The organism is Asticcacaulis solisilvae, from assembly GCF_017875235.1.
In the GTDB taxonomy this organism is placed as follows: Bacteria; Pseudomonadota; Alphaproteobacteria; order Caulobacterales; family Caulobacteraceae; genus Asticcacaulis; species Asticcacaulis solisilvae_A.
The window spans coordinates 622021-644108 of the sequence record NZ_JAGGMI010000001.1 but is presented as its reverse complement, the minus strand read 5'-3'; the positions used below and the strand labels follow the sequence as shown (position 1 = coordinate 644108).

General features: G+C 62.8%; 22 protein-coding genes. 16 read left to right on the top strand and 6 right to left on the bottom strand.

The window, feature by feature from the left end; genetic code table 11:
- The first annotated feature begins 199 nt into the window (after window positions 1–199).
- The 6 genes from J2X24_RS02925 (at window position 200) to J2X24_RS02900 (ending at window position 5134) form a co-directional block, all read left to right on the top strand.
- Window positions 200–946: an electron transfer flavoprotein subunit beta/FixA family protein gene (locus J2X24_RS02925; protein ID WP_209716278.1), complete on the top strand. Its 747-nt coding sequence runs from the start codon at window positions 200–202 to the stop codon at window positions 944–946.
- Between the two features lies 1 nt (window position 947).
- On the top strand, window positions 948–1880 hold the full coding sequence (locus tag J2X24_RS02920) for an electron transfer flavoprotein subunit alpha/FixB family protein (RefSeq protein WP_209716275.1): 933 nt from the start codon (window positions 948–950) through the stop codon (window positions 1878–1880).
- Window positions 1881–2024: 144 nt separating this feature from the next.
- Entirely contained in the window at window positions 2025–2900 is an 876-nt protein-coding gene (locus J2X24_RS02915) for a 3-hydroxybutyryl-CoA dehydrogenase (protein ID WP_209716273.1), read from the top strand.
- Window positions 2900–3346, top strand: coding sequence for a hypothetical protein (locus tag J2X24_RS02910; RefSeq protein WP_209716270.1), 447 nt, complete (start codon window positions 2900–2902; stop codon window positions 3344–3346). Before J2X24_RS02915 ends, J2X24_RS02910 begins: the two co-directional genes overlap by 1 nt.
- A gap of 43 nt (window positions 3347–3389) precedes the next feature.
- The gene (locus J2X24_RS02905; RefSeq protein ID WP_209716268.1) at window positions 3390–4550 is read left to right on the top strand and encodes a DUF418 domain-containing protein; all 1161 of its coding nucleotides are present in this window, start codon (window positions 3390–3392) and stop codon (window positions 4548–4550) included.
- 41 nt (window positions 4551–4591) lie between these two features.
- Window positions 4592–5134 carry a hypothetical protein gene (locus J2X24_RS02900; RefSeq protein ID WP_209716265.1) on the top strand — a complete coding sequence of 181 codons (543 nt, stop codon included), beginning with the start codon at window positions 4592–4594 and terminating at the stop codon, window positions 5132–5134.
- Here the strand turns inward: J2X24_RS02900 and J2X24_RS02895 are convergent, their stop codons facing one another.
- On the bottom strand, window positions 5135–5884 hold the full coding sequence (locus J2X24_RS02895; protein ID WP_209716262.1) for a TlpA family protein disulfide reductase: 750 nt from the start codon (window positions 5882–5884) through the stop codon (window positions 5135–5137).
- Here J2X24_RS02895 and argH point away from each other — a divergent pair.
- Genes argH through J2X24_RS02875 form a run of 4 tightly spaced genes read left to right on the top strand, consistent with a single transcriptional unit; the run spans window position 5883 to window position 9573 of the window.
- Window positions 5883–7316 (top strand): argininosuccinate lyase, encoded by a 1434-nt coding sequence (argH, locus tag J2X24_RS02890; RefSeq protein WP_209716258.1) that lies wholly within the window; start codon window positions 5883–5885, stop codon window positions 7314–7316. The genes J2X24_RS02895 and argH overlap by 2 nt on opposite strands.
- Window positions 7313–7678 (top strand): hypothetical protein, encoded by a 366-nt coding sequence (locus tag J2X24_RS02885; protein WP_245344379.1) that lies wholly within the window; start codon window positions 7313–7315, stop codon window positions 7676–7678. Before argH ends, J2X24_RS02885 begins: the two co-directional genes overlap by 4 nt.
- 12 nt (window positions 7679–7690) lie before the next feature.
- On the top strand, window positions 7691–9010 hold the full coding sequence (gene lysA, locus J2X24_RS02880; protein ID WP_209716255.1) for a diaminopimelate decarboxylase: 1320 nt from the start codon (window positions 7691–7693) through the stop codon (window positions 9008–9010).
- Window positions 9011–9036: 26 nt separating this feature from the next.
- Window positions 9037–9573 carry a DUF4175 family protein gene (locus tag J2X24_RS02875; protein ID WP_209716252.1) on the top strand — a complete coding sequence of 179 codons (537 nt, stop codon included), beginning with the start codon at window positions 9037–9039 and terminating at the stop codon, window positions 9571–9573.
- Here J2X24_RS02875 and J2X24_RS02870 read toward each other — a convergent pair.
- Window positions 9570–10109, bottom strand: coding sequence for a phosphoribosyltransferase (locus tag J2X24_RS02870; protein WP_209716249.1), 540 nt, complete (start codon window positions 10107–10109; stop codon window positions 9570–9572). The two genes, J2X24_RS02875 and J2X24_RS02870, sit on opposite strands and share 4 nt — an antisense overlap.
- Before the next feature lie 51 nt (window positions 10110–10160).
- A complete protein-coding gene (locus tag J2X24_RS02865; RefSeq protein WP_245344378.1) occupies window positions 10161–11246 on the bottom strand; it encodes an MJ0042-type zinc finger domain-containing protein in 1086 nt (361 codons plus the stop codon).
- Between the two features lie 111 nt (window positions 11247–11357).
- Between J2X24_RS02865 and J2X24_RS02860 the strand changes: the two genes are divergently transcribed.
- The 4 genes from J2X24_RS02860 to J2X24_RS02845 are packed head-to-tail and all read left to right on the top strand — an operon-like array spanning window position 11358 to window position 14477.
- Window positions 11358–12113: a cell division ATP-binding protein FtsE gene (locus J2X24_RS02860; protein WP_209716497.1), complete on the top strand. Its 756-nt coding sequence runs from the start codon at window positions 11358–11360 to the stop codon at window positions 12111–12113.
- On the top strand, window positions 12110–13006 hold the full coding sequence (locus tag J2X24_RS02855) for a cell division protein FtsX (protein ID WP_209716244.1): 897 nt from the start codon (window positions 12110–12112) through the stop codon (window positions 13004–13006). Before J2X24_RS02860 ends, J2X24_RS02855 begins: the two co-directional genes overlap by 4 nt.
- Window positions 13007–13039: 33 nt before the next feature.
- Window positions 13040–13726 (top strand): YdcF family protein, encoded by a 687-nt coding sequence (locus tag J2X24_RS02850; RefSeq protein ID WP_209716241.1) that lies wholly within the window; start codon window positions 13040–13042, stop codon window positions 13724–13726.
- A 22-nt stretch (window positions 13727–13748) separates the two neighbouring features.
- A complete protein-coding gene (locus J2X24_RS02845) occupies window positions 13749–14477 on the top strand; it encodes a lysophospholipid acyltransferase family protein (protein WP_209716494.1) in 729 nt (242 codons plus the stop codon).
- Between the two features lie 3 nt (window positions 14478–14480).
- Here the strand turns inward: J2X24_RS02845 and J2X24_RS02840 are convergent, their stop codons facing one another.
- The 3 genes from J2X24_RS02840 to secA form a co-directional block, all read right to left on the bottom strand.
- Window positions 14481–15356: a hypothetical protein gene (locus J2X24_RS02840; RefSeq protein WP_209716238.1), complete on the bottom strand. Its 876-nt coding sequence runs from the start codon at window positions 15354–15356 to the stop codon at window positions 14481–14483.
- A gap of 101 nt (window positions 15357–15457) precedes the next feature.
- Window positions 15458–16036, bottom strand: a complete 579-nt coding sequence (locus tag J2X24_RS02835) for a hypothetical protein (protein ID WP_245344376.1) — start codon at window positions 16034–16036, stop codon at window positions 15458–15460.
- A 142-nt stretch (window positions 16037–16178) separates the two neighbouring features.
- Window positions 16179–19061, bottom strand: coding sequence for a preprotein translocase subunit SecA (gene secA, locus J2X24_RS02830; RefSeq protein ID WP_209716235.1), 2883 nt, complete (start codon window positions 19059–19061; stop codon window positions 16179–16181).
- 256 nt (window positions 19062–19317) lie between these two features.
- On the opposite strand from secA, the gene J2X24_RS02825 reads away from it, so the two are divergent.
- Both J2X24_RS02825 and argJ read left to right on the top strand, forming a co-directional pair.
- On the top strand, window positions 19318–20364 hold the full coding sequence (locus J2X24_RS02825; RefSeq protein WP_209716231.1) for a peptidylprolyl isomerase: 1047 nt from the start codon (window positions 19318–19320) through the stop codon (window positions 20362–20364).
- Between the two features lie 113 nt (window positions 20365–20477).
- On the top strand, window positions 20478–21893 hold the full coding sequence (gene argJ / locus J2X24_RS02820) for a bifunctional glutamate N-acetyltransferase/amino-acid acetyltransferase ArgJ (protein ID WP_209716228.1): 1416 nt from the start codon (window positions 20478–20480) through the stop codon (window positions 21891–21893).
- The last annotated feature ends 195 nt before the right edge of the window (window positions 21894–22088 follow it).

Sequence of the window (22088 nt, the reverse complement as noted above, 5' to 3'; positions counted from 1 at the left end):
GCGAACTGGCGGGATACTGCGGCCGGTTATGCGCCAATCCCACCGCGAAGACAATGCTTTTGGCCTGATATGCAAGCGGATGATTGACATTGCGCGCGTCGAGCGTCACTTATCGGCCCAACCGCGTATATTGACGCGAACGTCAACTTTTGTTAAGGCTGCAGGAAAGGCCGAAAGGCCTGGAAACAGAGGTAACGTCATGAAGATACTCGTGCCCGTCAAACGGGTTCTGGACTACAACGTCAAGGTCCGCGTCAAGGCTGACCAGTCGGGCGTCGACCTGTCCAACGTCAAGATGTCGATGAACCCGTTCGACGAAATCGCCGTCGAAGAAGCGACCCGCCTGAAGGAAAAGGGCGTCGCCACCGAGATTGTCGCCGTCTCCATCGGGCCAGCGCAGGCGAAAGACACGATCATCACGGCCCTGACGATCGGCGCCGATCGCGGCATCCTCATCCAGACCGATGTCGATGTCGAGCCTCTGGCGGTCGCCAAGCTGCTGAAGGCCGTGGTCGAACAGGAAAATCCCGACCTGGTCATCATGGGCAAACAGGCCATCGACGGCGACAACAACGCCACGGGACAGATGCTGTCGACGCTTTTGGGCTGGCCGCAGGCGACCTTCGCCTCGAAGGTCGTCGTCGAAAACGGCGAGGCGCAAGTCACGCGTGAAGTCGATGGCGGTCTGCAGACGCTGGTCGTCAAGCTGCCGGCGGTGGTCACGACCGACCTGCGCCTCAATGAGCCGCGCTATGCGTCTCTGCCCAACATCATGAAGGCCAAGAAGAAGCCGCTCGACATGAAGACGGTCGCCGACTACGGCGTCGATGTCACGCCGCGTCTGAAAGTGGTCAGGGTCACCGAGCCGCCCAAGCGCGGCGCGGGTGTAAAGGTCAAGGATGCGGCCGAACTGGTCGCTAGCCTCAAGTCGGCGGGAGTGCTCTGATATGGCGGTACTGGTTATTGCGGATCACGACGGCGCGCACCTGCGCGACACGACGCATAAGACCGTGACGGCGGCCAAGGCCCTGTCGGGTGAGGTCGACGTGCTGGTCTACGGCGACGGCGCCCAGGGCGTAGCTGATGCCGCCGCGAAGATCGACGGTGTGCGCAAGGTCCTGCTGTCGCAGTCGGCCGGCCTGAAGGCCGAGATCGCCGAAGACGTGGCGGCCTTGATCAACGGTCTCGCCGGTGGTTACGATGCCGTGGCCATCCCGGCTTCGGCCTCGGGTAAGAACTTCGCGCCGCGCGTTGCCGCCCTGCTTGACGTGTCGCTGCTGTCGGACGTCATCGAGGTCGTCGATGCCAACACGTTTGTGCGCCCAATCTACGCCGGCAACGCCCTGGAAACCGTCCAGACCAGTGAAGCCAAAAAGGTCCTGACCGTGCGCACGACCGCCTTCAGGGCGGCCGGCGAGGGCGGTTCGGCCGCGGTCGAAACGGTGGCGGCACCGGCGGCTGCGGACGGGACGCGCTTTATCGGTGAAGAAAAGGTCGTGTCCGACCGTCCGGAACTGGGCGCTGCCAAGATTGTCGTCTCGGGCGGCCGGGCGCTGGGCTCGGCGGAAGAGTTCAAGGCGGTCATCGATCCGCTGGCCGACAAGCTCGGCGCCGCCGTTGGCGCGTCGCGCGCCGCCGTTGATGCCGGCTATGCGCCGAACGACTATCAGGTCGGCCAGACCGGCAAGGTCGTCGCGCCCGGTCTCTATATCGCTGTTGGCATTTCCGGCGCCATCCAGCACCTGGCTGGCATGAAGGATTCGAAGGTCATCGTGGCCATCAACAAGGATCCGGAAGCGCCGATCTTCAGCATTGCCGACTATGGTCTGGTCGAAGATTACAAGACCGCCATCCCGGCGTTGATGGGCGCCCTAGGGTAATTCCCGCTATCCCAATAGCAGGTTGATGTCTCACACCTCTCCGGTAATCCGGGGAGGTGTGATCACTTACTGCTTTTCATATTGCATTGCGCAATAATGCGTCCTATCCCAAATCAAAGCGCTTTCATTTGTAAGGATTCCGCCATGGACATCAAATCAGTCGGCATTATCGGCGCCGGTCAGATGGGCGCGGGGATCGCCCAGGTCTGCGCCCAGTCGGGCTATGCGGTCGTCCTGTTCGATCAGTCGGCCGACGCTGTCAAAAAGGCCTTCGAGCGCATTGAAAAAGGTATCAACCGCCTGGTCGAGAAAGAGACGATCTCGGCTGACGACGCCAAGGCCGCGCTTACCCGCCTGACACCGGCGGCCTCGGTTCAGGAACTGTCGGACTGCGACCTGGTCATCGAAGCCGCGACCGAAAACGAGCAGGTCAAGAACGCCATCTTCAGGTCGGTATGCGAGCACCTGAAGCCCGAAGCCATGCTGGCGTCCAACACCTCATCGATCTCGATCACCCGCCTGGCGGCGGCCACCGACCGGCCGGGCCGGTTCATCGGCCTGCACTTCATGAACCCGGTGCCGATCATGAAGCTGGTCGAGATCATCCGCGGCATCGCCACCGAACCGGAAACCTATGCCGCGGCGGTCGCCTTTGCCCGCAGCCTCGGCAAGACGACCGCGAACTCCGAGGACTTCCCGGCCTTTATCGTCAATCGCATCCTGATCCCGATGATCAACGAAGCGATCTATACGCTGTACGAAGGCGTCGGCACGGTCGAAGCCATCGACACCGGCATGAAGCTCGGCACCAACCACCCGATGGGGCCGCTGGAACTGGCCGACTTTATCGGGCTGGATACGGTTTTGGCGGTCATGAACGTCCTCTATGAAGGCCTGTCGGACAGCAAGTATCGTCCGTGCCCGCTGCTGGTGAAGTATGTCGAGGCCGGCTGGCTGGGCCGCAAGGTCGGTCGAGGCTTTTACGACTATCGCGGCGAGAAGCCCGTTCCGACACGCTGATGGCCCAAAGCGCTCCGCTGGAATTCCGAAAGCCGGTGACGACGTGGAACATCACGGCCGTCTTCCTGGCGCTTGTCCTGCACGGGACCATGTGGTTCGTGGCCCGGCTGGTCTTCGGCGACAGCCAGGCGGTATCGGCGGCGCAGGGCCAGATGATCCTGGCGTTGATGTGGATGATCGGGGCGATTGCCATGTGGTGGATCAATCCGCCGCCGTCGCGCCTGCACGCCGTGTTGCTGGTCCTCGGGTGCGCGCTGTTCGTCACCGTACTGGGCAGCGCCGTCGCCTTCATCAAGTTCACGGTGCTGGATGGCGGCCAGGCGACGCAGGAACTGTTTTCGTCCTTTTTCATTTTCGGCGGACTGATGGTCCTCGCGCAGCTCGTCCTGGCCATACCGTCGGCGATCCTGTTGCAGACGGTGGCTTTGAAGCGTAGCGTGGCCTGAGACCGACAAGAGGGCAAGGGGCATGGACAGGCCGCGGAGATGGGTGAGCCTGGACACGATCCGGGGCCTGAGCATTCTTGGCATCCTGATCGTCAATGCGCTGGATTTCGCCCAGCCGCTGGCGGTCTATGGCAATCCCACTCTGTCACCCGTGCCGCTGACCTCGAATGACGGCCTTGCCTATTTTTTTGTCGAAACCTTCGCGCGCGAAAAGTTCGTCACCCTGTTCTCGCTACTGTTCGGCGCCAGCCTGTTCCTGGTCGGCGAAAGTGATCCGAAGGCGCCGCGCCGCCGCCTGATCTGGCTGGCGATTTTTGGTCTGATCCATGGCGCGCTGATCTGGCATGGCGATATCCTGCTGCTCTATGCCCTCACGGGGCTCGTCTTCATGCAGTGGCGCGACTGGCCCGCACGCAGGCTGCTGGTCACCGGCATGGTTGTCTATGGCGTCAGCATTACGGGCATGACCCTGCTCGAATACGTTTCGGCGCTCGTCACCCAGCAGATCGATACGCCCCGGACCAGTGTCGATGGGCTGGTGGCGCTGGTGCGGTCGGGTTTCTGGGGCGGAATAGAGGGCAATTTTCAGCAGTGGACCGGGCTGATCGTTGCCGAGATCATCGTCTATCTGCCGGTGACGCTCGGCCTGATGATGATCGGGCTAGGCCTGTTCAAGTCGGGCTTCCTCAAGGGCGACGCGCCCATCTGGGTCTATGGGATGGCGGTCATGGTCGGCGCGGTCTGCCTGGTGGCGACGGCAACGGTGCAATTGCGTTTCCTCATGGCGGGCTATAGCGCCACCGATTTCGCCGCTGTCTATCATTTCGTCACCAGCCTGACGCCGGTCTTCATATCGCTTGGCTATGCCAGCCTGCTGATGCTGCTGCTGAAGGTCGGGCCGCTGCGCCTGCTGCTCTACCCATTGCAATGCGCGGGCAAGATGGCCTTCACCAACTATCTGGTCCAGTCGCTGGTCATGACGTCGCTGTTCTTTGGGGGGCGGGCGCCGGTGGCCCTGTCGGAGGCCTGGGGGCTGCCGTGGTTCGGCCAGATGAATATGGCGGCGCTGATGCCGATCGTGGTGACGATCTGGATCGCGCAGCTGGTCGTTTCGACCGCCTGGATGTCGGTCTTCCGCTATGGGCCGTTCGAATGGCTGTGGCGCAGCCTGACCCAGCAGCGGCTGGTGTCGATCGGGAGGTAACCGGCGTTGACGGAAGGGCAAGGTCGTGCGTTCCTGATCACATGAAGCGCCTTATCAAGATTGTTGCGGTATGCGTGGCAGTGCCGATTTGTGCGCTGGCGATCTGGTTTGTCACTCTGTTGTGGAGCTCTCCGGACTATGCCGCCACTAGCAGTTGCCCGTTGGCTGATATCGACAGGACCAATTCCGCACTCGAGCGAGAGCACGATTTTGGGAAAGCCGTTCATATGCGTCTCTGGCATGAGCGCGCGACCTTCCATCAGAACAGCCGAACGCTCGAAAGTAATTTCCAGTGGTTGGCCAATAGGATTGCATTTAGCAGTTGGGACAGGCGCAACACCATCGCATTCTACTGTGACCACGCCTATGTCAGGTTAGGTAGCGAAAGACCGGTTACCTATCTGCCTTTAGCCGCCTCCCGCTTAAGGCCTGAAGCAAGTAGCGACGACGAGGCCTGGGACCTGGCAATCTGCCTGTCCCATTCAAGCTTCTCGTCTGATTTTCCTGATGGCTATCCGACCGTCTCGCGACTTCGGGACGTATGTAAAATCCGCAAGGCTAATCGCATCAAACGCGGCGAATAACTACTCCGCCAGCAGTTTGTCGATCAGCGCCTTGACTTCGGGCGTGTCCCAGGTCGCTTCGCCGTCGAGACGCGCCACGGCGCGGCCCTGCTTGTCGATGATCAGCGTCGCCGGCATACCCTGGACCTGCAGCTTGGTCGGGGCCTCGAACTTGGTATCGACATAGACTTCCAGCGGTTCCTGCACGTCAATGAAAGACTTGACGTCGTTGAACTTGGGCTCCTCGTCGACGCTGAGCGGCAGGACTTTCACGCCCTTGCCGGCATAGTCGCGCTGGAGATTGGCCAGGGTCGGCATTTCGAAGCGGCAGGGCGCGCACCACGTCGCCCAGACGTTCAGCACCACGACCTGGCCCTTGAAGTCGGACAGCTTCACCGGCTTGCGGTCGCGATCGACGAACGGCACGTCGGCGACGGTCCGGCGGTCGGCATAGGTCACCAGATGGGCAATCGAGCCCGTGGCGTAGCCTTTCAGCGGGCCCGCGGCCTCTTCCGACGGACCGGCCTTGACCTGGTCGGGCAGTTTCATGTTGGTTGCGAAATAGAAGGCGCCGCCACCGGCCGCCGCCAGCACCACGGCGACAATGGCGACATAGAGCCACGTATTGGCGCGCTTTTTCGGCGGTTTTCCACCGCCATGCCCCTTGGGTTCGGGCTTGGCCTCGGCTATAGGCGTGTCGGCCGCGCTTACCGGTGCGGGCTTCGGCGCGGGTTGAGCCGCCAAACCGTCATTATCCAAAGGGTTATCCATGACCGATCATTCCGACGCGAAGGCCCCCCAGACTCCCGCGCGCGTCAATTCGCAGGGCCAGGACATGTGGGGCGGACGGTTCAGCGCCCGGCCCGATGAAATCATGCAAGCCATCAATGTTTCCATCGATGTCGACAAACGCCTGTGGCGCCAGGACCTAGCCGGTTCCCGCGCGCACTGCGCCATGCTCGCGGCGCAAGGTATCATAAGTTTTGACGATGCCAAAACAATCGCAACCGGACTGGATACGATCGAAGAGGAAATTCAGTCCGGCGTGTTTCCTTTCCGCCACGAATATGAAGACATTCACATGAATGTCGAGGCGCGCCTGCGCGAACTGGTGGGACCGGCCGCCGGCCGCCTGCACACCGCGCGCTCGCGCAACGACCAGGTGGCGACCGATTTCCGCCTGTGGGTGCGCGAAACGGTGGACCGCACGGTCGGCCAGCTCAGCGACCTGCAGGCCGCCCTTTTGCAGCGCGCCGAACAGTATGCCGACGCCCTGATGCCGGGCTTCACCCACCTTCAGCCCGCCCAGCCGGTGACCTTCGGCCATCACCTGATGGCCTATGTCGAAATGTTCGGCCGCGACCGCTCGCGCTTCATCGACGCGCGCAACCGCATGAATGAAAACCCGCTGGGATCCGCTGCCCTGGCCGGTTCGCCGTTTCCGATCGACCGCTTCGCGACATCCAAAGCTCTGGGCTTCGACCGGCCGATGGGCAATTCGCTGGATGGCGTATCGGCGCGCGACTTCGCGCTGGAATCCCTGAGCCATGCCGCCATCTGCGCCGGCCACCTGTCGCGCCTGGCCGAGGAAATCGTCATCTGGACGACGCCGCAGTTCGGCTTCGTGAAGCTGTCGGACAGCTTCTCGACCGGATCGTCGATCATGCCGCAGAAGCGCAACCCTGACGCCGCCGAACTGGTGCGCGCCAAGACCGGACGCATCAATGGCGCGCTGATCGCGCTGACGACCGTTATGAAGGGCCTGCCGCTGGCCTATTCCAAGGACATGCAGGAAGACAAACCGCCGGTTTTCGAAGCCTTTGACGCGCTTGACCTGGCGCTTAGGGCCATGACGGGAATGGTATTGGATCTTGACGCCAATACCGAAAAAATGCGCGCGGCCGCCGGCGCGGGCTTTTCCACCGCAACGGACCTGGCCGATTGGTTGGTCCGTACACTGAACATTCCGTTTCGTGATGCGCACCATATTACCGGTGCGGCGGTCAAGCTGGCCGACGGGCGGGGTGTGGATTTGGCGCAACTTCCCTTGGCGGACCTGCAAAATCTGGAAGCCAGGATCACGGATGATGTGTATAAGGTGTTAACACCCGAAGCCTCGGCCGCTTCCCGCCAGTCCTATGGCGGCACGGCGCCGGATCAGGTCAGGCTGCAAATCCAGCGCTGGAAGGAAATTCGCTCATGATGACGCCCGTCAAAACCCGTCTTGTCACGACCCTGGCCCTGGGCGCCGTTTTGATCGCGGCGTCGTCTTTAAGCGCCTGCGGCAAGCTCGGCACCCTTGAGCAGGCGCCGCCTTTGTTCGGCCGCGGCGCGGTGTCCGCCTCGTCGTCTTCGGGGCCGGAAGTGACGAAGAATGCCGCTGGCGGCGATACGGCCACGCTCGACGACACGAATGCCAAGCGTGAAACCGAACGCGCCAAGCCGGACAAGAATGCCCGTCCGACCGCGTCCGATTACTATACGAACAACACCAAGGTTCAGGACGCGCCGCTGGAAGGCTTCGGCAATGCCGCGCGCGTCGACAACAACAATCCGAACAAGTAAGCCGTCTTTGAAATGAACCACTTCGAGTACCGCGACGGGGATCTGCATTGCGAAGGGGTGTCGCTGAGCGACATCGCGCGCGAAGTGGGCACGCCGGCCTATGTCTACAGTTCGGCGACGCTTGAGCGGCATTACGCGATCTTTGCCGGCGCGCTCGATGCCCAGCCCGCGTTGAAAAACCCCAAGGGTGAGAGCCCGCTCGTCGCCTATGCCATGAAGGCCAATTCGAACCTGGCCGTGCTGACGACGCTCGCTGCCCGGGGCTGCGGCGCCGACACAGTTTCGGAAGGTGAAATCCGCAAGGCGCTCAAGGCCGGTATCCCGGCGCACAAGATAGTCTTTTCCGGCGTCGGCAAGACCGATGCCGAAATGGCGTTCGCGCTGAAAAGCGGCATCTATCAGTTGAACGTCGAATCGGCGCCCGAACTGGAGCGGCTGGCAAAGGTCGCCGCCTCGCTCGACATGGTCGCGCCGATCGTTATCCGCATCAATCCGGGCGTCGGCTCGGGCGGCCATGCCAAGATCACCACGGGCGGCGCCCGCGACAAGTTCGGCGTCTCGGCCGAAGAAGCCCTGCGCATCTATGCCGAGGCAGCCGCCCAAAAGCATATCGCGCCCATGGGCATTGCCTGTCATATCGGCTCGCAGATCACCGACCTGACGCCGATGCAGTCGGCCTTCTCGCGCATGAAGGGCTGGGTCGAGGATCTTCGGGCGAGTGGTCTCAGCGTCGAACGCCTTGACCTCGGTGGCGGCCTGGGCGTGCCCTATTTCAATCAGAAAGAACCGCCGAGCCCGCAGGACTTTGCCGAGATGGTCGCCCTGACCGTCGGCAATCTCGATGTCCGCTATACGTTCGAGCCCGGCCGGCTGATCGCCGCCAATGCCGGCGTGCTGATCTCGCGCGTCATCCACGTCCATGAACGCGCCGATTCCGGCCAGAAGTTCCTGGTGCTCGACGCCGCCATGAACGACCTGCTGCGCCCGGCGCTTTACGACGCCTATCACGACATCCGCCCGGTGGCGGCGCCTGAGGGCGAGGCCACGGAAGTGTACGACGTGGTTGGTCCCGTGTGTGAAACCGGCGACACCTTCAGCCGCGACCGCGCCCTGCCGGCGCTGAAGGCCAATGATCTCGTCGCCTTCATGACCGCTGGCGCCTACGGGGCCGTCATGGGAAGCGAATACAATACCCGTCCGCTCGCCCCTGAGGTGTTGGTGCGTGACGCGGATTGGTCCGTCGTGCGTGCTCGGCCGAGTTACGAGCAGATGATGGCCGACGAAGCCATTCCGGCCTGGTTTGCGCCGGCGCCGCGTGCCGTATCCGCGTGAATATGATGAAGGGGGAAGCAGTCGTCATGTCGTCGGTTAAGAGACCTTCTTCGCTCTCGAACCTTAGCCGCGCCCTGTTCTGGACCCGGACCGTCATGGTCTGGGAGCGGGTCCTGCCCGCCGTATTTCCCTTCGTCCTGTTCGTCATGCTGGTCGCCGTCGCCGCGCAGTGGGGCCTGTTCCTGCATCTGCCGCAACTGGCGCATCTGGCGGTTTTGAGCGCAGGCCTGGTGGTGGCGGGCGTGGCGTCGGTACGCGCCGCCTTGCGCTTCCGTAACCCGACCTTCACCGAGGTCAATACCCGCCTGGCGGTCGACAACGGCGTCAAGCCGGAACGCCTGCTGGCCATGCGCCATGAGATATCGCAGCCGCAGTTGCGCATCGGCAAGGCCAAGGCCGGGATCGCGGCGGCCGATCCTTTCGCCCTGCGCTTCGTGGCGCTGGTGGCGGCAATGCTGGGCTTCCTGATCTTCGGCCCCGTCCCGGTAAGCCAGGTCGTGGGCGGCTTCCTGCCGTTCGATGCGGCCAGGACCTTCGTCGATACGACGTTGGCGTCCAACTAATCCATGGCGCCGATATAGGGCAGGGCGCGGTAATGGCCGCCGCTGTCCAGCCCGTAACCGACCAGGTAGCGGTTAGGGGCTTCCCAGGCCGCGAAATCGACGTCGGTCTGGCGCGGCTGGCCGTCCTGCGCCGGATCGGGCTTGCGCGCGAAGACCGCCGTCAGCACCTCGGTGGCGCCGGCCTCGCGGCAAATGTCAGCGGCGATCGTCAACGACTTTCCGGTATCGAGCACGTCGTCGATAATCAGCACCTGGCGGCCTTCGACGGGGCGCTGTAACGGCGCGCGGATCAGAAGCGTGCCGCTTTCACGGCCATCGCCATAGGAGGACAGCCAGAGGGCGTCGAACGCCAGGTTATGGCCGAGTCGAAACAGGGCGCGGGTCAGGTCGGCGGCGAACCAGATGCCGCCGGTCAAAAGACAGACGCCGACGCAGTCGGGCCGCAGACGTTTGGCTATCTCTCGTGCGACGCCGTCAACGCGGTCGCGCACCTCGTCTTCGGTCAGCAGGACGGTCGGCATGGAGATGTTGGTCATCTGCGAGCTTTTTCATGATGCCCGCTGGAAGGCAAGCGCGTTTAAGCGCGTTTAGTGGTGACCTGTGGCGGCCGGAGCATGGCTTTCGGTCTTCTTCGCGGGCGCCAGGCTGTGGGCCGAGGTCGGCTGGGCCAAACGTAGCGCAGGCGCCGGTTGCGTTGCCAGTGGGGCGGCCGGCGCACCGTGTGGATCGACGGCATGCGCATCGGGGGCTTGCGCGGCGTGGCCTTCGGCACCGGCCGCAGGCGCGCCATGGGCATCGGCAGGCGCATCGTGACCGTGCCCGGCCGCGGGCGTGGCGTGATCGCCGGCGGCTTCGGCGTGTTCCGCAGGGGCGTCGTGGCCGACTTCGTCGCCATGACCGGCGGCTTCGCCGTGACCGTCCTCTTTGCCGTGTCCGCCTTTAAGGCCCTTGCCCGACTTCATCGCGTTCATGGCTTCGAGGTCAAACTTGAGGTCGAGCGTCGAGACGAGATTACGCGGGTCGGCGACGTCGAAAGTCAGGGTCTGGACGGCGTGCGGCGCCACCATCAGGTCGCCCGGCGGCATCAGCACCGAATCGAAGGGGTTTTGCGTCGAATCGTAAAGGGTGACGCGCACCGGCGGCACCGGCACGGCCTTGTTGCTCAGGTTCTTGATCTGGGCCTTCACCGTCACGACAAAGCGGCCGCCCTTGAAGGCGACCTCGGCCGTGTGCTTTTCGAACTGCAGGTGGGTCGGATTGACCTTGAGACCGACCATGGCATAGGCGCCGGCAATGCGCGGGAAGGCTTTGACGATATCGACGCGCAGCACATAGGCCAGAACGAAGGTCGCGATGGCCACGGCGGCGAGACCGCCCCAGACCATGCCTTCGATGGCCAGGGCGCGCAGCCGCTTCTTGTCCTCAAGCATGGCACGGTACTTGCCGGGCAGCTTCTTGGCCTTGACCTGGAACAGCTCTTCCTTGGTCTTGGGCGCCTCTTCCTTGAGTTCCAGTTCGTCCTTTGCACGGCCTTCGGAATAGCGCAGGTCGATCGGCGTTTCGGCGTGCCACGTCGTCTTGCAGGCGGTGCAGCGCACGGTGCGTCCCCGAAGGCCGATGGCGGCTTCGTTCACCTTGTATTGCGTTGCGCAATTTGGGCAGCTGAGGATCATGGGCGAGGGTGCGAAGAACTATATTTGCCGCGTTCGTGACACGGCTTCTTAACCTTATTCACCCAAAAGTCTTAACAACTGATCAAGCCGCCGGAAGCGCGTCCCTTGCCGATGACTCCAAGCCCCGAAGACAGCCGTATCGCCCCCGCCGGGAACACCGTGGTCGATTTCCGCGATGTCAGTCTGGGTTACGGCAACATGGCGTCGACGGACGACCCTTTGATATTGAAATCGCTGAACTTTCAGCTTCCCGCCGGATCGTTTCACTTCCTGACCGGACCGTCCGGCGCGGGCAAGACTTCGCTGCTCAAGATGATCTATCTGGCGCAGACTCCGTCGTCCGGCGAGATCGCCCTGTTCGGCGAAACCATCCGCCCGGGCGACCGTCTGCAGAGCGCGACTCTCCGCCGGCGGTTAGGCATAGTTTTTCAGGAATTCCGCCTGCTCGAACACCTGAACGTTTTCGACAACGCCGCCCTGCCGCTGGTCGTCCACGGCCAGTCGCGCAAGCAGTACCATGAGGACGTCTCGGAGCTTCTGACCTGGGTGGGGCTGAGCCATCGCCTCGACGCCATGCCGCACATCCTGTCCGGCGGCGAAAAGCAGCGCCTGGCCATTGCCCGCGCCGTCGTGACGCGCCCGACCCTGATCCTGGCCGACGAGCCGACGGGCAATATCGACTACGCCATGGGCATGCGGATCATGCGCCTGTTCATCGAGCTCAACCGGCTGGGCGCGACCGTGCTGATCGCGACCCACGACGAAAGCCTGGTGCGCGCCTCGGGCATGCCCGTGCTGGAACTTAAGGGCGGCGAACTGTACCGCCGCGACTTGCGCACCCCCCGGCCGACGGGAGGTGAGGGATGATCGGGCTGGCCCGTCTGTGGCGTACCAGGGAGACCGGCGCGCGTACCCTTCTGCCGTCGCAGGACGAGCGCGAGGTCGCGCTGCACTACGTTATTGGTTTCCTGTGTTTCCTGTCGTGCATGGCGCTGCTGATCGTCATCGCGTCGGACCGCGCGGCGCAGGGCTGGGCGCGCGACATCCGCGCCGAGGTCACCATCCAGGTTCGGCCGACGGGCCTTGAAAGCGGCTCGGTCGCCGCCGCCGCCGCCGCCGAGGTCCTGGCCGGCGTCAAAGGGGTCGAAGAGGCCCGCGCCATTGAACCCGAGCGCGCCAAGGACCTGTTAAAACCGTGGCTGGGCGATGTGGTGCTGGACGACCTGCCCATCCCCAACCTGGTCGAGGTTAAGCTGACACCCAAAAGCCCGGCCAAGCCGCGCGCCATGATGGACGCGCTGGCCAATGCCAATATCGATGCGACGCTTGACGACCATTCGGTGTGGCTCAAGGATATCGAGAAAAGCGCTCTGATCATCCGATTGATCTTCCTTGGCATTTTCCTGATGATTGGCTCGGCCGCCGCCGCTGTGGTGGCCTTTGCGACACGGGCGGGGCTGGCGGCGCGCGGTGATGTTGTCGAGGTCCTGTCGCTGTGCGGGGCGACCGACACCTTCATCGCCGAACGCTTCCAATACCGCTTCGCCCGCATGGCCTTCGAATCAGGCCTTTTGGGATCAGCGGCGGCGGCGATCGTCATGGCGTTAATAAAGGTGACCGGTCCGTCGCAAAGCTTCGCAATGGCTCTTCCCTTTTCGTGGCATGACCTGTTAGTATTAATACCTTGCCCGGTTCTGGTCGCCATGATCGCCATGGTCACCGCCAGACTGGTGACCCTGCGCCTGCTGGGTCGTTCGTGAACAGGTTGACGAAGGGGAGAGGGCGTTAAACCTATGCGGCCATTGATCGCTATCGGTGTGGTGCTTTTGGTGTGGCTGGCGGGCCTGTTCGCCTTTGCCGGCCGGGTCATCGACTCGACGCCTGCCATCGACCCGGAACAGCCCGCCGACGCCATCGTCGTCCTGACCGGCGCCTCGGACATGCGTCTCAAGGAGGGCATGCGCCTGCTGGAGCGGCGCAAGGGCCAACGCCTGTTCATTTCCGGCGTCAACCGCGAGGTCAAGCGCGCCGAACTGCTGAACGTGACCGAAGGTTCCAGGCGTCTCTATGAATGCTGCGTCGACCTGGGCTACGAGGCTGAAAACACCGTCGGCAATGCCCGCGAGATCGCTGACTGGGCGCGCGGCCACGACTTCTACAAGCTGATCGTCGTCACCTCCGACTACCATATGCCGCGCTCGCTGCTGGAACTTAAGGCCGACATGCCGGACGCCGAGTTCGTCGCCTTCCCGGTGCAGTCGCCGGATCTCGATACGCGCAAGTGGTGGAAGTCGCCGAAGGGCACGCGTCTGCTGGTCCTGGAATATACCAAGTACCTCGCCATCCTTGGCCGCGACTTCATCCTGTCGATTTCGCGTGCTTTCGGGGACAAGGGCGCGCATAACAAGGTCGAAGCCGGTTCGGAAGACGGCGCCGCCGCCAGCCTTGCTGCATCCTCACAGGCGGCCCAAGCCAAGTGAGTCCCCAAAAGTGCGTGCTGTGATTACGCGACTTCGGTCGCTCCTCTTCATGTTATGGCTCTACGCCTCGATGGCCTTTATCGCTGTCCTGTGCTCGCCGGTCCTGCTCCTGCCGCATAAGGCGTCGATGCGCGTGATCCGCTGGTGGGCGGCCGGCGTGCTGTTTGGCGCGCGCTGGATCGTCGGCGTCAAGGTCGAGTTCCGCGGGCTGGAACACCGGCCATCGGGGCCGGCCCTGGTTGCCGGCAAACACCTGAGCATGCTCGACACCATCGCACCCTTCGTCGTGCTGGATTGTCCGGCCTATGTCCTCAAACAGTCCTTGATGTATCTACCTTTTCTCGGCTGGTACGCGTGGCGGACGCGCATGGTGGCCATTAAGCGCGAAGACGCCGCCAAGGCGCTGAAAGGCATGGTGACGGCCTGCCGCGACCGCCTTAAGGAAGGCCGCCAGATCATCATCTTCCCGGAAGGGACGCGTTCGGACGTCGGCGATGATCCTGCCTATAAGCCGGGAGTAGCGGCGCTCTATCGCGATCTGGACGTGCCGTGCCACCTGATGGCGACCAATTCGGGGCAGTTCTGGCCGGGGCACGGCATCGATCGCAAGCCCGGCACGGTGGTGTTCGAATTCCTGCCGCCGATTCCGGCCGGTATGAAGCGTGGTGAACTGATGACCGAAATGAAGGCGCGGCTTGAAAGCGAGTCCAACCGGCTGATCGCCGAACACGCGACGCCTAAACAGCGTTAAGGTTTATTCGCCGTCTTCGAAGCGCTGAAGGATCTGGATCTGGGCGGCAGCGATGTTGAGCTCGATGCGGCGGTCGAGCTTGCCGTCGTCCTTGAGCCGCAGATCGGTCAGCTTGCGCTGGGCGTCGCTATCAAAGGCCGCGATCAGCTGCATGAGTTCCGGCTTGCTGAGGCTATTGGCCTGCAGGCGGGCATCCATGTTGAGGATCTTGTCTTCCAGCTCGGTCTGGGCGGCGGCGGCGATGGCGGCAAGCCGGTACTTTTCGGGATCCGACAAACCGGCGATGTTCACGTGGTTGTTCACCTCGGTGATGATAAGGCGCATGTGCTGGGTCGACACGAAGTGCCGGACCAGGGCGTCGGTGCCGTCGACACGGTAGATGGTACGGACCAGCGCGATGCGCTCTTCCAGGTCCGGATCGGCGGAAGCCGTGGCGGCGATCTGGGCCTTGTCATAGGCGGTCAGGCCGCCCGGCGTCTGAAAGGCTTCGACGACCGCGCGGGCGGTGGCGCGATCGAGGTTCTGCATGGTCGGAATGGCTGGCACGCGGACATTGCCAGCCGCCAGGCCGCGCGAGACGGCCGCATCATCGATGCTCCCTGAGGTTAGGCTCAGCACGCGGTCGATGGCTTCGGCGCTGGCCTTGGGCAGGGGCTGGGTGACCTCCGCGCGCGGCGCGGCGGCGACGTCCATGACGCTGCCCGACCCTTGCGCGGTCAATGAGCCCGGCGCCTGCGGATTGTTGTCGTGCAGGACCTTGCTCTGCTCCAGGAACTTCTGGAGGTCGAGGGCTGGCGGCGTCAGGTCAGGGGCGACGGCCGTCTGGGCGTTTACCGCCGATGCGGTCAGCGCGGCAATGGCCGTTCCGGTCAAAAGCAAACGAAAAACTGCGAGCCGCAAAACGGTTCCCCCGAACATATCTGATGTAAATCGTCAGCCGCTCTGCCTGTACCCGGCAGTCCCCTTAGCTGTCGTATTTTTTAGCTATCAACCGAGTCCTTGAAGGTCTTGATGATCTTGACCACGGCCTGGACCATATAGTTCTGGACCTCCTCCGTGCTGTTCTGCGCCGTCACGAACTTGCCGGCATTATACTTGGCGGCGGCGACCGACGCATTGGCGTTGATCAGCTGCTGGATTTCATCGGCGCTGAACGACTGCGACTGGCTGCGCGCGATGCTGTCGAGCACATTCGCCTCGGTTTCCTTCAGCACGGCGTCAGCGACGGTGTTGTAGCGGGCTTCCTCGGCCGGCGTCATGGCCGATTTGCCTGCGCGTTCCAGCACGACCAGGCGGGTCTGGGCCTTCGTGGCGTCCAGCGCCGTACGAACGCCGCGCGTGACGCCGTTCAACTGCATCAGCTGCTTGTAGAGGTCGATTTTCTTCTGGGCGGCGGCGCTGTCGGCGGCGTCATTGAGCTGCGCCAGGGCGGGCTTGGCCATGTCACCGGCGGCGACCGGCATGTCTGAATAGGCGACGACTTCCTGAGCGACGGCCGAGCCCGATACAAGGGCAAGAGCGGCCGCGGCAAATGCAAATCCGGCAGCAGGTATGCGCATGCAGATTTCCCCTAACCAAAAAAGTTAAGAGACGATACCGAAAGCAGGTCCACGTGGCAATGATTGAATCGGAAATGCCGGATCACAAAGGCGATGGTGTTGTTTTTAATCCCCTCTCCCCGCTTGCGGGGAGAGGGAGATGTTACACCAGCGTGCCGTGGCAGTGCTTGAACTTCTTGCCGGAGCCGCAAGGACACAGGCCGTTGCGCGGCGTGCCTTCCCAGCCGGCCGGCAGGGCCGAATGCGGCAGTTGTTCGCGCTGTTCCTGCGTCAGGTCGCTGGAGAGCGTAGGCGCTCGCTCGTTCTCGCCCGTCAGCGGATCGAGGTGCACTTCCTGGAACTGGCGGCCCGAAGGCGACATGTCAGGCAACGGCATGGGGGGCGCCGCCAGTTCTTCTTCCGGCGGCTGGAAGCGGATTTCCATGGTCATCAGCCAGCGCGTGACCGAGTGGCGCAGATTGACCAGCAGGCCTTCGAACTGTTCGAACGCTTCGCTCTTGTACTCGTTCAGCGGATCGCGCTGGCCGTAGCCGCGCAGGCCAATGACGGCGCGCAGATGGTCGAGATACATCAGGTGCTCGCGCCAGTGCATGTCGATCATCTGCAGCAGGAACTGCTTTTCGAGCGACTTCATCTGCTCTGGGCCAAGCATCTGCAGGCGTTCCTCCATCTTGGCCGCCGCCAGTTCCTGGATGCGCTCCTCGATCTCCTCGTTGGCGATGCCTTCCTCGGCCGCCCAGACTTCCAGCGGCAGGTCGAGGCCGGTCAGGGCCAGGACCTGTTCCTTAAGCCCCTGGATGTCCCATTGTTCGGCATAGGCCTTGGGAGGCAGGTGGCGTTCGACGAGATCGCTGATGGTCTCCTGACGCATCTCGCTGATCGTGTCGGACAGGTCGTCGGCGTCCATGAACTCCTGGCGATGCTGGAACACGGCCTTGCGCTGGTCGTTGACCACGTCGTCGTATTTCAGCAGGTTCTTGCGGATTTCATAGTTGCGCTGCTCGACGCGCTTTTGCGCGGTGGCGATGGCGCCGTTGAGCAGCGGGTGGGTGATGGCTTCGCCTTCCTCGACGCCCAGCGTCTTCATCATGGAGTTCAGGCGGTCGCCGGCGAAGATGCGCATCAGGTCGTCTTCGCACGACAGGAAGAACTTGGAGCGGCCGGGGTCGCCCTGGCGGCCGGTACGGCCGCGCAGCTGGTTGTCGATGCGGCGGCTTTCGTGGCGTTCGGTGCCCAGCACGAACAGGCCGCCCGCGGCCAGGGCGCGCTGTTTCAAATCGGCGACCTGGGATTCGATCTCAGCCTTGCGCGCCAGAATCTGCTCGGACGTCACTTGGTTGCCGGCGGCGTCCTGTTCGCTGATCCAGGCCTGGACGCGCATGTCGACATTACCGCCCAGCTGGATGTCGGTGCCGCGGCCGGCCATGTTGGTGGCGATGGTCACGGCGCCCGGCACGCCGGCATCGGCGACGATTTCGGATTCCTGTTCGTGGAAGCGGGCGTTCAGGACGTTGTGCGGGATACCTTTGCCGGACTTGGCGACGATGTCGTAGGCGTCTTCGCCGAGCTTCAGCAGTTCCTTCTTGTCGGCATTGGCGTATTGCGGCTTTAGCGTGCGCGACTGCTCGACCTTGTAACTGTAGTTATTGAGGAATTTCGACAGCTCTTCGGATTTTTCGATCGAGGCGGTACCGACCAGGATCGGCTGGCCCTTGACGTAGCAATGGGCGACCTGCGCCGCGATGGCGGTGAACTTTTCCGTCTCCGTCCGGTAGACCTCATCGTTGTCGTCGATGCGCTGGATGGGGCGGTTGGTCGGGATTTCCAGCACGTCCATCTTGTAGATGTCGCCGAATTCCTGCGCTTCGGTCGCCGCTGTGCCGGTCATGCCCGACAGCTTCTTGTACATGCGGAAGTAGTTCTGGATGGTCACCGAGGCCAGGGTCTGGTTTTCCGGCTGGATCTCGACCTTTTCCTTGGCTTCGATCGCCTGGTGCAGGCCTTCGCTGAGGCGGCGGCCCGTCATCATGCGGCCGGTGAATTCGTCGATCAGGATGATCTCGCCGTCCTTGACGATATAGTCCTTGTTCAGCGTGTAGAGGGTGTTGGCGCGCAGGGCCTGGTTGGCGTGGTGAACCAGCGACACGTTGACTGAGTCATAAAGGCCCGTCGAATCCTCGGCCAGGTAGCCGCCGGCGGTCAGGATTTCCTCGAGTTCCTCGCTGCCTTTCTCCGACAGCAGGACTTGGCGCTGCTTTTCATCCAGCTCGAAGGTTTCCGGGTCCTTGATCAGCTCGCGGATGGTGGCGTCGAGGATCTTGTACAGTTCCGAACGATCTTCGGTCGGACCGGAGATGATCAGCGGGGTGCGGGCTTCGTCGATCAGGATCGAGTCGACTTCGTCGACAATACAGAAGTTGTGGCCGCGCTGGACCATTTCCTGGCGGCTGTAGGCCAGGTTGTCGCGCAGGTAGTCGAAGCCGAATTCGTTGTTGGTGCCGTAGGTGACGTCGGAATTATAGGCCTGCTTGCGCTGGCCCTGCGACAGGCCCTGGACGATGACGCCTGTGCTCATGCCCAGGAAGCGGTAGACGCGGCCCATCCATTCAGCGTCGCGCTTGGCCAGGTAGTCGTTGACCGTGATCAGGTGAACGCCCTTGCCTTCAAGCGCGTTGAGATAAACGGGCGCGGTGCCGACCAAGGTCTTGCCTTCACCGGTGCGCATTTCGGCGATGCCGCCCTTATGCAGGATCATGCCGCCGACGAGCTGGACGTCGTAGTGGCGCTGGCCGATCGAACGGAAGGCGGCTTCACGGGTGACGGCGAAGGCTTCGTCCATCAGCTGGTCCAGCGTCTGTCCCTTGGCCAGGCGTTCCTTGAACAGGACCGTCTGGTGGGCCAGTTCCTCGTCGCTCATCGCCTTGTACTTCGGCTCCAGCGCGTTGATCTTCTGGACCCGGGACATGAAGCCCTTGACCTTGCGATCATTGGAGGAACCGAACAGCAGTTTGGCGATAGCCAGCATGGGAAACCCTAAGTAACAGAGATGCCTAAGCAACAGAGATTAAAGAGCGCTTTTCAGGCCTTGCCTTGGCGGGCATTTTTCTGGCTTATTTCTTGCTTAAGAAGTTTTTGGCCGTAAAAATGCTCTTGAACAGGTAAGGGGTGAAAACCGCTTTTCAAGCGCGGGAATGACTTAAGCGGCGGAATGGTGTATGTCAACGCGGCAGCCGTTAACGGCTCCGGCATTTAAAGTGTTAATGGCGATTGGGGCGGTACTCATGTCATTGAAATCAAACTTCGGACGCATGATCATGCTGTCCGTGCTTGTGGCTGGCAGCCTGACCCTGGCGTCGTGCCAGAAGCCCCAGACGACGGAACGCCCGCCGGAGCCCGGCGACATGGCCGTGGCGCGCGTCGATGGCCACACCATCTGGTCATCGGATGTGCGTAACGAAGCGATTGCCCAAGGCCAGATCGGCCCGGGCGAACCGCTCGACATGACGTCGGACCTGTTCAGCCGCACCCTGGAAGAAGTGATCGACCAGCGGCTTCTGGCGCGCGCTGCGTCGCAAAAGGGCCTGGACCGCTCGATCGCCGCCCAGCGCCGTCTCGATGCCGCCCGCGACCGGATCCTGGGCGACATGCTGGTCGAAAACACCATTGACCGCGATATCGACGAAAAGTCGGTGAAGGCGCACTACGACGAACAGGTCAAGCTGTCGAAGCAGTCCGAAGAGATTCGCGCCCGCATCATTCTCGTCAAGAGCAAGGCCGACGCCGAAGCCATCCTGAAGCAGATCCAGGGCGGTGGCATCTTCGAGGCCCTGGCCATGGAACGCTCGATCGACCAGGCGACGCGCTTCAACGGTGGCGACATGGGCTATTTCACCACCGACATCATGCCGTCCTCGTTCAAGCCGGTGCTGACGACGGCCAAGACTGGCGACACGGTCGGCCCGGTCCAGGCCGAAGGCGGCTGGGCGCTGTTGCGCGTCGAGGACCGCCGTCCCGAACAATTGCCGACGCTTGAGGAAGAGCGCCCCGTCATCATGCGCTTCCTGATCTATAACCAGGTCGCGGGCCTGCTGACCAACCTGCGGAAGAAGTCGAAGGTCGACTACCTGATCCCGAAAGGTCTGAGCGGCGGCGAGGATCAGGAGCCGGCCAGCGCCGGGGCGGTCACCGCCGACAGCCAGGCCTCGGATGCGGCTGCCGAAGCGTCGCAAAGCGCGTCGGGTGTCGCCGTGGCGCAGCCGCTGGGCACTGCCAAGCCAGGGACCTCGCAGCTTCTGGCGGCGACCCCGCCCTTGCCCAAGAAAAATTAGGGCGTGAAACCAAAGGCCGCCGTCTCCAACCGGCGGTCTTTTTTTGCCCGCGCGGTTGCAAAGGCGGCAAAGCGCGATTAAGGCCGGAAGCTGGACTATAATGAGAAGCGCACATGGCCAAGACACCCTCCAAGAGCGATAAATCGCCGAAGCTGGAACGCGCGCTCGATCCGCTGACTAATGCCATAAAAAGTGCCGTGCAGCAGGGCGCAGAGCTGGTGTCATCGCTGGCGCCCCATACCGATGCGCCCAAGCCCGCTACGGCCGCGAGTACCGCTGCTCCGGGCAAGCCTGGCCTGGCCGTATCGCCCCTGGCCGTGCCCCTGCCGGACATGCCTCCTGTGGGCGGCGTCGTCATGGCCACCGACCGCGCCGGCTTCTACAAGCACGACCGCAAGGACGTACTGCTGATGAAGTTCGCCGAGGGAACAACGTGCGCCGGCGTCTTTACGCGACACAGTATCGGCTCTGCACCGGTCGACTGGTGCAAGAAGCAACTGGAGGCCAATGAAGGCAGCGATGTGCGCGCCCTGGTCGTCAATGCCGGCTGTGCCAACGCCTTTACCGGCAAGCAGGGGGCGGATGCCGCCCGTCGCACGGCTTCGGCCATCTCGCGGCGCATTGACTGCCGCCAGCGCGACATCATGCTGGCTTCGACCGGCGTCATTGGGGTGATTCTCGATGACAGCAAGATTGCGGCCCGGCTCTACGACCTCGAAAAGAACCTGCGCGCCGATGCCTGGCATGAGGCGGCGCAGACCATCATGACCACCGATACCTTCCCGAAAGGCGCCTATGAGGTGGCCGAAATCGACGGCGTCAGCGTGCGCATCGCCGGCATCGCCAAGGGATCGGGCATGATCGCTCCCGACATGGCGACCATGCTGGCCTTCATCGTCACCGACGCGACCCTGTCGCCAGGTGTGCTGCAAAGCCTGCTGGCGCTCTATACGCGCACGACCTTCAACTCGGTGACGGTTGACGGCGACACCTCGACCAATGACACCTGCCTGCTGTTCGCCACCGGCGCGGCGGGCGCGCCGCGCATCGCGCGGGCAGGCGACAAACGCCTGGCCGATTTCAAGGAGAAGCTGGAGCGCGTCATGCATTCGCTGGCCACACAGCTGATCCGCGACGGCGAAGGCGCCACCAAGTTCGTCAAGGTCAATGTCACGGGCGCCTCCAATCCGGCTTCGGCGCGCAAGATTGCCAAGTCGATCGCCGAAAGCCCGCTGGTCAAGACGGCGATCGCCGGCGAGGACGCCAACTGGGGCCGGATCGTCATGGCCGTCGGCAAGACCGAAGAACCAGTCGAGCGCGAGCGTTTGGGAATCAAGTTCGGCAAGCTGGTGGCGGCCGAACACGGCGCTGTGTCGCTCAACTACGACGAAGCGGCCATGAGCGCCTATATGAAGCACCAGGAGCTGGAGATCAGCGTTGATGTCGGCGTCGGCCGGGCGTCCGCGCACGTCTATACGTGTGACCTGACGCACGGATACATCTCCATCAACGGCGATTATAGATCGTAGGAACTCGTCATCCTTGCGGGGCGGGCCGTGCCGTCGCCTAGAGCATGATGCGTTTAAGTCGAACCGCCATCATGCTCTAGGTTTTTGTTTTGTCGCGATATTTGGCCAAAAACCGCTGCACACTTTTTGGCATATCGCTCTAATACGCAGTGGTCGCTTGCGGGTATATAAGTACCAGCTGCGCCAGCCGGCTAC